At 63.8% G+C, this 11,829-nt stretch carries 10 protein-coding genes; 7 read left to right on the forward strand and 3 right to left on the reverse strand.

Annotated elements, in window-relative coordinates:
• Window positions 1-1,106 (forward strand): sugar phosphate nucleotidyltransferase (locus tag Q0176_RS02180; RefSeq protein WP_299298788.1); only part of this gene is annotated, 1,106 nt, incomplete at its 5' end.
• A 139-nt stretch (window positions 1,107-1,245) separates the two neighbouring features.
• Here Q0176_RS02180 and Q0176_RS02185 read toward each other — a convergent pair.
• From Q0176_RS02185 to miaA, 3 genes are all read right to left on the reverse strand, one after another.
• Window positions 1,246-2,772: a S1 RNA-binding domain-containing protein gene (locus tag Q0176_RS02185; protein WP_299298791.1), complete on the reverse strand. Its 1,527-nt coding sequence runs from the start codon at window positions 2,770-2,772 to the stop codon at window positions 1,246-1,248.
• A gap of 22 nt (window positions 2,773-2,794) precedes the next feature.
• Window positions 2,795-3,640, reverse strand: a complete 846-nt coding sequence (gene ispH / locus Q0176_RS02190) for a 4-hydroxy-3-methylbut-2-enyl diphosphate reductase (protein WP_299298794.1) — start codon at window positions 3,638-3,640, stop codon at window positions 2,795-2,797.
• A 68-nt stretch (window positions 3,641-3,708) separates the two neighbouring features.
• Window positions 3,709-4,704, reverse strand: a complete 996-nt coding sequence (gene miaA / locus Q0176_RS02195; RefSeq protein ID WP_299298797.1) for a tRNA (adenosine(37)-N6)-dimethylallyltransferase MiaA — start codon at window positions 4,702-4,704, stop codon at window positions 3,709-3,711.
• Window positions 4,705-5,144: 440 nt separating this feature from the next.
• On the opposite strand from miaA, the gene Q0176_RS02200 reads away from it, so the two are divergent.
• The 6 genes from Q0176_RS02200 to Q0176_RS02225 all read left to right on the forward strand — a co-directional run bounded on the left by Q0176_RS02200 (window position 5,145) and on the right by Q0176_RS02225 (window position 11,753).
• Window positions 5,145-6,080 carry a WG repeat-containing protein gene (locus Q0176_RS02200; RefSeq protein WP_299298800.1) on the forward strand — a complete coding sequence of 312 codons (936 nt, stop codon included), beginning with the start codon at window positions 5,145-5,147 and terminating at the stop codon, window positions 6,078-6,080.
• An 87-nt stretch (window positions 6,081-6,167) separates the two neighbouring features.
• Entirely contained in the window at window positions 6,168-7,109 is a 942-nt protein-coding gene (locus Q0176_RS02205) for a serine hydrolase (protein ID WP_299298803.1), read from the forward strand.
• A 109-nt stretch (window positions 7,110-7,218) separates the two neighbouring features.
• Complete coding sequence (locus Q0176_RS02210; protein ID WP_299298806.1) at window positions 7,219-8,733, forward strand: ABC transporter substrate-binding protein; 1,515 nt, start codon at window positions 7,219-7,221, stop codon at window positions 8,731-8,733.
• Window positions 8,734-8,919: 186 nt separating this feature from the next.
• The gene (locus Q0176_RS02215) at window positions 8,920-9,852 is read left to right on the forward strand and encodes an ABC transporter permease (protein WP_299298809.1); all 933 of its coding nucleotides are present in this window, start codon (window positions 8,920-8,922) and stop codon (window positions 9,850-9,852) included.
• A gap of 12 nt (window positions 9,853-9,864) precedes the next feature.
• Window positions 9,865-10,746 (forward strand): ABC transporter permease, encoded by an 882-nt coding sequence (locus Q0176_RS02220; RefSeq protein WP_299298812.1) that lies wholly within the window; start codon window positions 9,865-9,867, stop codon window positions 10,744-10,746.
• A gap of 14 nt (window positions 10,747-10,760) precedes the next feature.
• Window positions 10,761-11,753: an ABC transporter ATP-binding protein gene (locus Q0176_RS02225; RefSeq protein WP_299298815.1), complete on the forward strand. Its 993-nt coding sequence runs from the start codon at window positions 10,761-10,763 to the stop codon at window positions 11,751-11,753.
• Window positions 11,754-11,829 lie beyond the last annotated feature (76 nt).

Below are 11,829 nucleotides of genomic sequence, written 5' to 3' on the forward strand. Positions count from 1 at the left end.
GGGGCTGGCAGTTCGGCGGAGCCCTTCGCGGACGGGATTTCTTCGTCACGCTGGTCCCGGCGCAGATGTGGCGCGGCGAGCACTGGTTCCAGGGCACGGCCGACGCCGTGTTCCAGAACATGCATCTCGTCTCCCTGTTCAGGGCAGACCGGGTCTGCATCTTCGCGGCCGACCACATCTACAAGATGGATGTGGAGCAGATGCTTCGGTGGCACACCGAGCGGGAGGCCGACGTGACCCTTGCGGCGAACGTCGTCCCCGTCTCCGAGGCCGGACAGTTCGGCTGCATCAAAACCGACGCGGCGGGGCGCATCGTCGAGTTCATGGAGAAGCCGGCCGTCCCGCCCGAGATACCGGACAAGCCCGGATTCAGCTACGTCTCGATGGGGAACTACATCTTCGAGCGCAGCGTCCTGGAGGAGGCGCTCATCGACGACTCCCAGCAGCCGACGAGCCACGATTTCGGGCGGGACATCATCCCCAACCTCGTCGCCCGGAAGGCGCGTGTCTATGCCTACGACTTCTCCACCAACGTCCTGCCCCACTCGGCCGTGGAGGCCGAGCGGATGTACCAGTGGCGGACGGACAGGCCCTACTGGCGCGACGTCGGGACCCTCAAGGCCTACTGGCAGGCCCACATGGAGCTCCTGAGCCCGGAGTCCGAGATGACGCTCTACAACCCCCTCTGGCCCATCCGCACCGTCTCCTTCGCCGACCCGCCCTCCTACTCCTATCCCTCCGACGGGCACGACTGCATGGTCAACCGGGTGCTGGCCGCCGAGGGGAGCCGCATCCTGGGGGCGACCGTCTCCAGCTCCGTGCTGTCCCGCAACTGCGTCATCCAACCGGGGAGCGTCATCGAGGAGAGCATCGTCGGCCAGGGCGTGGTCATCGGGCGGAACTGCCGCATCAGGCGCGCGATCATCGACGCGCACAACTACATCGCCGACGGCACGGTCATCGGGGAGGATCCCGGGTCCGACGCCCGGGACTACTTCGTCGATCCCCACTCCGGCCTGGTCACGGTGGGGATGCCCCGCATCCTCTACCAGAGGGAGTGCGACGAGAAGGCGATGGACAGCTTTTCCTGGAGCACGTTCAGCTGAGGCCGCCGAAGGCAGCGGCAGGGACGGCCTCAAGGCAGGGACAACCATAAGCGGAGGGGAGCGGCCGGCGCCGCTCCCCTCCGCTTATGTTCAACACGGAAATGGCCCTCGGGAAAACCCGCGGCCGTTTTTCCCCCTTTTACTTCGAGAAGTCCTGAGACCTGAAGGCATCCACAAACGGATTGAACTGAGGCTCCTCGTCGTGAGCGCTCTGCTGCTGCCTCCGGCTCTCGCGGGCCTCCTCCTTCTTGTGGGACTCCTCGCCGTGCCGGGCCGGATGCTCCTGCTCCTCGAGCGCACTGATGGAGAGGCGCATCCTGCGCTGCTCGGGGCTGACCTCGATGACGCGGGCCAGCACCTCCTGCTTCTCCTGCAGGACATCCCCAGGCTTCTCCACGCGCCGGGTGCTCAGCTGGGAGATGTGGATGAGGCCCTCGACCCCCTCCTCAACCTCGACAAAGGCGCCAAAGTCCGCCAGGCGAACCACCTTGACCGTGATGTCGGAACCCTTGGCATAGCGCTGATCGATGTCCTTCCAGGGATCGTTCAGCTGCTTGTAGCCCAGGCTGATGCGGCGCTTCTCGGTGTCCACGTCCAAGACCAGGACCCGGACCTCCTGCCCCTTGCGGAAGGCCTCCTTGGGATGGCGGATACGGGCCCAGCTGATGTCCCCGATGTGGACGAGCCCCTCAATGCCGGGCTCCAGCTCGACGAAGGCCCCGAAGTCCGTGACGTTCGTCACGGTCCCGGTCATGACGTCGTCCTTGTGGATGCGCTCGCCGACGGTCAGCCAGGGGTTGCCCTCCACCTGCTTGATGCTCAGGGAGATGCGGTCGTTCTCCTTGTCGATCCCGATGACCTTGACGGTGACCTTGTCGCCCTTCTTGAAGCTGTCGCGGATGCGCACGTTCCGCTTCCACGTGATCTCGCTCATATGCACCAGGCCGTCCACGGCGCCGACGTTGACGAAGACGCCGAAGTCGGTCAGGCTGCTGACCTCGCCCTCGATGATGTCGCCCTCGTGCACCTCTTCGTAGAACTTGGCCCTCTGCTCCGCGGCCTCCTTCTCGACGAGGGACTTCCGCGAGAAGACGATGCGGTGCTTCCTGCGATCCTTTTCAAGCAATTTAGCGTCAAAAACCTGCTCGATGAAGTTCCCCAGGTTGACCCCCCTGCCGTCGGCGGAGAGGTGGGATATGGGCATGAAGCCCTCGAGGCCGCAGCAGTCCACCATCAGGCCGCCCTTGACCTTGCGGACCCCCCGAACCTGGACGATCTCGTTCTGAGCAAGCTTGTCTTCAAATTCGGCCCACCGACGGTCGAACTCGTGCCGCCAGCGGCTGAGCAGGAGCTGCGCCTCCTCGCCCTCGCGAAGGTTGATGACCTGAACCTCGATCTCGTCCCCCTTCGTGGGCTTCTCCGCGTCTCCCACCAGAATGCGGTGCGTCCATTCCTTTCCGGGAAGGTAGCCCTCGCACTTGTAACCGACATCGACCAGCCAGCCGTTCTCCGTCTCCGCGATCACGGTACCGGTCCGGACGTCGCCCTTGCGAAGCCCGGAGATGTCGTACTGCTCCATCATGCTCTCCATCGTCTCCTGAGCGGCAGCCTCCTGCCCCTCTCCCTGCAGACCCTGCTCCATATCCTTGTCCATAACCTGATCCATAAACCATAGCCCCCTTGACTGCCTACATTCTCGCAATTTTGTTGCTTATTTCTGTGATAAGCCACTCGGGCGTGCTGGCCCCCGCGGCTATACCAATCCTCTGCCTGCCCTCGAACCACCCCCTGTCGAGCTCCTCGGCGCTCTCTATCCAAAGGACGTCCAAGCCGTTCGTCTCCGCTATATTCCTCAGCTTCCCCGTGTTGGCGCTCTCCCGGCCGCCGATCAGGACCACCCCATCCACACGCCCCACAAGCGCACGCACCGCGTCCTGACGCTCCACGGTCGCGCGGCAAATCGTGTTGCAGACCCGCAGCTCCCCCGCCCGACGCACCAGGACCGCGGCCACCGAGGACAGGCGTTCCTCCTGCTGGGTCGTCTGGGAGATCAGGGCGACGCGCCCCCGCTTGGGAAGGCATTCCGCCTCGGCCTCGTCGGCCACGACATCGAGCCCTCCATCCACGTATCCCATGATCGAGCGTATCTCCGGGTGGTTCCGGTCCCCCAGGAGGACGATATGATACCCCTCGTCCGAAAGGGAGTTCGCGAGGTCCTGAGCCCTGCGGACAAAGGGACAAGTCGTGTCGATGACGCAGACACCCTTCTCCCGCAGCTCGTTCAGGACCGCGCGGGATTCCCCATGGGCTCGTATCAGCACGCGGACCCCAGGAGGGACCTCGGAGGCATCCTTCGCCACCCGCAGCCCCATGCTCCTGAGACGGGCGACCTCCTGGGGGTTGTGGATCGGCATGCCGATCGTCCAGACCGCCCGATCCGTCTCCCCGACCGTCAGGGCCTCCAGAATCGCATCTACGGCACGCTTCACGCCGAAACAAAAACCGGCGCGCTCGGCCATCACAATCTCCTTCAAATCACATCAATCCAGACCTCGCGCCCCATCTCGCGGCAAATCCCTGTCCCCGCCTCGCAGCGGGCCCCTCAAGCGCCGCCGCGCCATCCCTCGAGATGACGCGACGCCGCCTCCCGAACCCGCCTCTCCAACTCCAAGGCGGAGAGAGCGGAAGTATCATACCACAAGGCGGGCTCAAATTTGCCGAACCACGTCATCTGCCGGCGGCAAAATGCACGGGTCCTGCTTATGTCCCCCTCGAGCGCCTCGTCCAGGCTCAGCCTCCCGCGATACCAGGCCGCCAGCTCCCGGTACCCGAAGCCCTGCATGGAGGGGAAACGCTCGTCGAAGCCATGCTCGATCAGCCACGAGACCTCCTCGGGATAGCCGGAGGCGAACTGATGCCGAGCCCGCTCGGCGATCCGCTCGAAGAGCTCGGGCCTCGGCCGGTTCAGCCCGACATACAGCACGCTCAGCCCGGAGTCCGCCTTCTCCCCCTCCGCATAGAGGCGGGAGGGGGGCGTCCCGGTCAGGTCCCAGATCTCCAGCGCGCGCACGACGCGGCGGACGTCGTTGGGATGCAGCCGATTCGCCGTGACCGCGTCGACCTCGGCGAGGCGGGCGTGAAGCGCAGGGGGGCCCTCCAGGGCGGCTCGTTCCTCGTAGCGGCGCCGCACCTCCGGGTCGTGGGGAAGGGAAACGTTCATGGCGGCGTGAAACAAGGCATTGTAATAGAAGGGCGTACCCCCGACGAACAGCGGGACCCGTCCGCGGGCGCGTATGCGACGCACGGCGCCGAGGGCCAGGGAGACGAAATCGGACACGGTGAACACCTCGTCGGGGTCCGCGACGTCCACGGCATGGTGCGGGACCCTGCGGCGTTCCGAGGCCGCTATCTTGTCGGTCCCCACGTCCATGTAGCGGTACACCTGGCGGGAGTCCACCGAGATGATCTCTGCCCCCAGGCGGAGGGCCAGCTCGAGGCTCAAGGCCGTCTTGCCGACGGCCGTGGGACCGATCAGCGCGACGACGGGCTGCCGCTCGCCGCGGGACGGGGTCTCCGTATTCTCTCCGGGAAAATCCATGGCTCCAGGCTCCTTTAAGGAAACGCCGATTTAATCCATGAAGCCCCCCTGTGGAACCCCAGCTTGCCAGTTGATTGGGTAAGAACTTGCCGGGGCCGCCGCTATCGGGATAGCGGCGTGGGGGGATGGGGGCAAAACCCCCATATTAAAAATTCAGGGAAGCGCTGGAGATTATTGCCTTTAGACGTTGTGCATGTTTACTCTTGGCAAAATATGCATTTTTCTTTTGACCAGCGCTTCCTCGAAAATGTTCAGAGTATAGCACAGTGCGCGGCACAACGCGTCGGACGCGCCGCCCTCTTGCGGCCCGGTCGGGAACCGGCCCCCTCGCCTCCTCCATTCGATTCTCCCCGTCCGATTCTTTGGTAGAATAACGGGAATACCGAGCCCAACGTGATTGTCCGGCCCGATCGACTCCGAAAAGAACGAGGCTGAAAGGAATGAAGCTCATGGCCACGACCGCATCCGTTTTTTCAATATCCGTCCGTTCGCTTTTCGCCGCCCTGCTCCTCTGCATCCTGCCCTTCCCGCCCGCCGCGGCGGCGCATGAGGCGCGGATCGTCATCGAGTACGGGTACTCCGACGCACGGGATTTCCATGAGGGACTGGCCGCCGTCAAGTCGAACGACGCGTGGGGCTACATCGACAACCTCGGCCGCATCGTCGTCCCCTTCGTCCATCGCATCCCGGAGGCGGGGGACTTCTCGGAGGGACTGGCCTTCGTCGGGGACCATTTCATCGACACGAACGGCAGGGCCGCCCTGGAGGGAAAGACCTTCGAGGACGCCAGGCCCTTCTCCCAGGGGCTGGCCGCCGTGCAGAGCGGCGGACGATGGGGCTACATCGACCTGACGGGCAAGTTCGTCATCGCCCCCTCCTACGAGGCGGCGGGCTCCTTCTCCCAGGGGCTGGCGCCTGTGCGGACGGGCGGGCTCTGGGGCTACATCGACGCGGGCGGACGCCTGAAGATCCCCGCCCAGTTCCTCGGGGGCGCCCCCTTCAGCGAGGGCCGCGCCGCGGTGGAGACCCGGGGCCTGTACGGCTACATCGACCTCTCGGGGAGGGACCTCGTCAAGGCATCTTTCGACGAGGCGGGGCCCTTCGGGAACGGACTGGCCCCCGTCAAGAACGCCTCGAACTACCGGGCGTGGGGCTACGTCGACGCGCGGGGAAAAACCGTCATACCCCATCGCTACAACGCCGCGCGCGCCTTCCGCGAGGGGCTGGCCCCCGTCGCGACCGACTCCCGGTGGGGCTACATCGACGTACTGGGGCGGATGGTCCTGGACGCGCTGTACGACGAGGCCCGCCCGTTTCACGAGGGGCTGGCCGCCGTGCGGCAGGAGGACAGATGGGGGTACATCCGCGTGCGGTAGCGCCCTCCCCCCGGGAGACGGCCCGGAACGAAGGGGCCGCCTCGATACGATTCGCTTCGATCCGACAACAGAAAAGAGGCTGAAACGATGTCCCATCACGACGTCCCTCAAAAGGTTTCCCAAGCCGTCGAGAGGGTCGCGGAAAAACACGGCGGAACGGTGACGGGCATGCTGGGCGTCGCCTTCCGGGACCTTCGGACCCAAGAGAAATTCTACCTGAACGGGGATACGGCCTTTCCGGCCGCCAGCGTCTTCAAGATATTTCTGCTCGCGGAGCTCTTCAGGCAGGCCGAGGCGGGGAACTTCTCCCTGAGCGACCGCATCCCTCTGGAGGACTCGGAAAAGTCCCCCGGCAGCGGGGTGCTCAAGGAGCTCGGCGAGGGACTGAATCCCACCATAAGGGACTGCGCGACGCTCATGATGATCATCTCGGACAACACGGCCACGGACAAGCTCTTCAACCTGGTGGGGCGCGAAAACATCAAAAAGAATGTGCTGGACGCCCTCGGACTGACCCGGACCAGGGTGGATTGGGGGTGCAGAAGGCTGATAGCACGGTACTGCGATCAGCCGGAGACGGCGGATGCCGACGCGGACTCCGAATCGGAGCGCAGCTTCCGGGACAGCGACCTCTACCTTTGCAGGACGGACGAAAACGATCAGACGAGTCCCGCGGACACGGCGAGGTTCCTCGCGCTGCTGGCGGAAAACCGGCTCGTATCGGAAAGGGCCAGCAGGGATATGCTGCACATCATGTCCCGCTGCCAGACGAACTCGCGCATCCCGCGCCACCTTCCCAGGGGACTGAGGATAGCGCACAAGACGGGGACCCTGGACCGAGTGGCCAACGACGTCGGAATCGTCTACACGGAGAGGGGGAGCTACGTCCTGGCCCTTTTCTACAACGGGAACGCCGCGGACGAGGAGGAGTATGCCCGCAACGAAAAGGGGCGCATCGGCGACGACCTTCTTGCGGAGCTCTCGCGCGACATCTATCTCTGCGCCGTGGGCGGCGGCGGGAGGCCTTGAAATCGGGCCGCGGACCGCGCCTTGACTTTCCCGGAAAATTTAATACACTGTCTCTTGTTCAATGCCATGATAAAGCCATAAAAAACTAAAGTGGAGGGAGCAGAAGATCATGAGGAGATTTCGGATTGGGCGGTTGACAGCCTTCCTGCTCTGCCTCGCGGGCCTGTGCGTCGCCTGCGTCGCGGACGTCCCCGCTCACGCGGCCGTCAGGGACGACGTTAACATCTACTGCGAGGGAGTCTGGTCCTCCCTGGACCCGTTCGGGACGGGCTGTACGACTTACGTCAACATGAACCTGATCAACCAGTTCTACGAGGCCCTGCTCTACGTCTCCGACTCCGGGGAGCTGGAGCCGAGGCTGGCCGAGAGCTGGTCCCCGAACGACGACGCGACGGTCTACACGTTCCGTCTCCGAAAGGGCGTCAAGTTCCACAACGGGGAGGAGATGAAGGCGAAGGACGTGGTGTACAGCTTCAAGCGGGCCATGTCGGAGGCGTCGCTGCAGCCGTACTACATGATGATCGACAAGGTCGAGGCGGGAGCCGACGACTACACCGTCATCATCACCCTGAAGTACGCCTTCGCGCCGTTCCTCTCCTATATGGGCAACTTCATGGTCGTCAGCGAGGCCTATGCCTCCCAGAATTCCCTTCTGGACACCGAGTGCGGGACGGGGCCCTACAGGCTGGTGGACATCGAGATGAACACGGAGTGCAATATGACGCGCTTCGACGACTACTGGCGCGGCCCGGCCTCCATCAAAAACGCCAAGGTAAAGGTCATCACAGAGGGGACGACGGCGGTCACCGCCTTCGAGGCGGGGGAGCTCGATTTTATGTTCTGCTTCAACGTCTCCGCCTTCGCCCCGCTCAAGGAGAGCGGCCAGTACAACACCCAGCTGTCGCCCACCTATCACACGGCCTTCATCCTCATGAACAACAAGGTGCCACCCTTGGACAACAAGCTGGTCCGCCAGGCGCTCTCCTACGCCACGGACCGCGACACCATGATCACCGTCGCGTACGAGGGTCTGGCCTCCCCCACCTACCTCATGGCCAACACGTCCACCTTCGGCGTCCCCAAGGACAAGTTCTACAACCATTACGAGTATAACCTCGCGAAGGCGAAGGAGCTGCTCGCGCAGGCCGGATACCCCAACGGCCTCGACCTCGGGATCATGACGGTCATCAGCGGATCCTATCATGAAAAGTACGCCCAGGTTTTCCAGCAGAGCCTGGCGGAGATCGGCGTCACCATCGCCCTGCAGGGGTCGGAATCCGCCGTGGCCGACGCCGACGCCCACAACTACGTCCTGTGCACCATGGGCGGGGGCTTCACGACGGACTTCGCCTTCGCGGTAAAGGATTACTACGTTCCCATCAACATGCTGAACTACTCCAACGACAAGATCACCGAACTGGCGGAAAAAGCCGCCGGCGAGAAGGATAAGGACACGAGGCTCAAGCTGTACGAAGAGATCGTGGATATCGTATTCGACGAATGCCCCGACATCCCCATCTTCAATAAGCAGATCCCGTGGGTGTGGGCGAAGGACCTGAATGCGGTCCCCCACATGAACAGCGGACGAGGTTACTACATCTACGAGATGAGCTGGAAGCAGTAGGGCCCGCCCGCGGCGGGCGAAACGTTCCGGCGGAGGACGAGCCGCACGGGCACGCCGGTTCGAGCCCCGCCGGACGCGGATCTTTTTCCTAAAATCACCTGCGACGGACTGCCCGGGAGAGGCCGAACCGGCCCCTCCCGGGCAGTCCGGGCAGAAGCGGCCCAGGCCGAGGGGGGCTTCGTCCCGATGATAACGTATGTATCGAAACGCATCCTGCTTCTCATCCCCGTCCTGCTGGGGGTGACCTTCATCATCTTCACGATCATGAGCTTCGTCCCCGGCGACCCCGGACGCATGATTCTCGGGGAGAACGCCACCAGGGAGGCGGTCGAGCTGCTGAACGAAAAACTGGGCGTCAACAGGCCCTTTTTCGTGCGTTTCTGCTCCTACATCTACAACGCCGTCGTCCATTTCGACCTGGGAACGTCGTACCGCACCAGCAAGCCCGTCATGAACGACGTCCTGGCGAGGGTCCGCAACAGCTTCATGATCTCGTTCAACGGGATCCTGGCCGCGACGGTCCTCGGCGTGCCGCTGGGGATCCTGTCCGCCGTCAGGCAGTACTCCGCCATAGACAACATGTCCCGGGTGTCGGCGATGATGGCTGCGGCCATCCCCTCCTTCTGGTTCGGGATGATGCTCATCTACCTCTTCGCCTCGAAATGGAGGGTGCTGCCCGCCAGCGGGGCCAATTCCTGGAAGCACTTCATCCTTCCGATGATAACCCTGGGGATCCCCTACGCGGGGTCTCAGCTGCGGATGACGCGCTCCGCGATGCTGGAGACGATCCGCGCGGACTACGTGCGGACCGCCCGCGCCAAGGGGGTCCCGCAGGCGGTGGTCATCTTCAGGCACGCCCTGCGCAACGCCCTGCTGCCCATCGTCACGACCACCGCCACCTCCTTCGGCGGCCTGCTCGGAGGGGCCGTCATCACGGAGACCATATTCTCCATCCCCGGCCTGGGCACCCTGATCGTGACCAGCATACGACAGAGGGATACCCCGACCGTCCTGGGGGCGACGATCACGCTGGCCCTGCTGTTCGGGATCGTCATGCTCATGGTCGATTTGTTCTATGCCTTCGTGGACCCCCGCATCAAGGCAAAATACACCAGATAGCGGGCGCCGGACATGAACGACCTCAAACGCGCGTCCCGGAAGGGCAAGAAGAAAAACAAGGTGAAGGAGATCTGGAAAAGGCTCAGGAAGAACAAGAGCGCGATGCTGGGGCTCTTCGTCCTCGTCTTTTTCTCCCTCGTCGCGATCTTCGCCGGCTTCATCTCGCCGGAGAGCCTGGTAACCCAGCAGAAGGCCTCCATCCGGCTTCAGCCTCCCTCGGCGGAACACTGGTTCGGGACGGACGCCTACGGCCGGGACGTCTTCACCCGCGTCATATACGGCGCGCGCATCTCGCTCACCATCGGATTCGTGACGGCCGCCATATCCCTGGCGGCGGGGGGGCTGCTGGGCGCATCGGCGGCCTTCTACGGCGGCAGGGCCGACGAACTGATCATGCGGGTGATGGACATCCTGACGGCGATTCCGGGGGTCCTGCTGGCGCTGTCCATCGTCGCGGTTCTGGGCGCCAGTATGCTGAACCTGCTGATCGCGATCTCGATCTCGAGCATACCGGGCTTCACCCGGCTGATACGGTCCGTGGTCCTGACCGTCGCCGAGTCGGACTACGTCGAGGCGGCCCGGGCCTGCGGGACCAGGGATCTGCGCATCATCATGAAGCACATCCTGCCCAACGCCATCGGGCCCATCGTCATCCAGACGACGAGCAGCATCTCCGGCATGATCCTTCAGGCGTCGGGTCTGAGCTTCATCGGGATGGGGGTACAGCCGCCCACCCCGGAGTGGGGGTACATGCTCTCGGAGGCCCGCGAGTTTCTGCGGATGAAGCCCTACCTCCTGATCTTTCCGGGGATCTGCATCATGCTGACGTCGCTCTCCTTCGATCTGCTCGGCGACGGCCTGCGCGATGCGCTCGACCCCAGGCTCAAGGATTGAAGGGGGCCTCTCGAATGAATGCCGCGCCTGAGAATCTGCTCGAGGTCAAGGACCTGGAGGTCATCTATCAAACGGAGGAGGAGACGGTCAGGGCCGTCAACGGCGTGTCCTTTTCGCTGAAAAAGGGCGAGGCCATCGGAATCGTGGGGGAGACGGGAGCGGGAAAGACGACCACGGCCCTTGCCATCCTGCGCCTCCTGCCCGAGACCATCGGGCGGGTCCCGAGGGGCTCCGTCCTCATGGAGGGGCGGGACCTCCTGACGCTTCCCGAGCTCGAGATGAGAAACGTCTACCGCGGGGAGCGCATCGCGATGATATTCCAGGACCCCATGACGAGCCTCAACCCGGTCCTGAGGGTGGGAGAACAGATAGCGGAGGCCCTGATCTTCCACAACGTCAGCCGCAGGAGCAAGGCCGAGATCGAGCGCCGCGTCGAGGAAACGCTCCGGCTCGTGGGGATCCCGCCGTCGCGCAAGAACGATTATCCCCATCAGTTCTCCGGGGGGATGAAGCAGCGCGTCGTCATCGCGATGGCGCTGGCCTGCGAGCCCGACCTGCTGATCGCCGACGAGCCCACGACGGCATTGGACGTCACGATCCAGGCTCAGGTTCTGGCCATGATCAACGAGCTGCGCGAAAAACTGGGGACCGCCCTTCTGATGATAACCCACGACCTGGGGATCATCGCCCAGGTATGCGACAAGGTCGCGGTGATGTACGCGGGCGAGCTCATCGAACAGGGGACGGTGGAGGACATATTTTCGAAGGGAAGGCATCATCCCTACACGGAGGGTCTTTTCGGCTCCATCCCCAACCTGAAGGAGGAGACCGCCAGGCTGTCCCCGATAGAGGGATTGATGCCGGACCCCACGGACCTTCCCGAGGGATGCAAGTTCTCCCCCCGCTGCCCCCGATGCATGGACGTCTGCCGGCGGACGCCGCCGGCGATCGGCGTGAAGGGCACGCATTCCATCGCATGCCATCTCTTCGGCCCCAACTTCTCCTAGGGAAATGCCGATTTATTCCATGAAGCTCCCCGGTGGTACCCCAGCTTGCCTCTTTTGAGGAAAGAACTTGCCGGGG

The sequence above is a fragment of the uncultured Fretibacterium sp. genome, assembly GCF_938040765.1.
Taxonomy (GTDB): domain Bacteria; phylum Synergistota; class Synergistia; order Synergistales; family Aminobacteriaceae; genus CAJPSE01.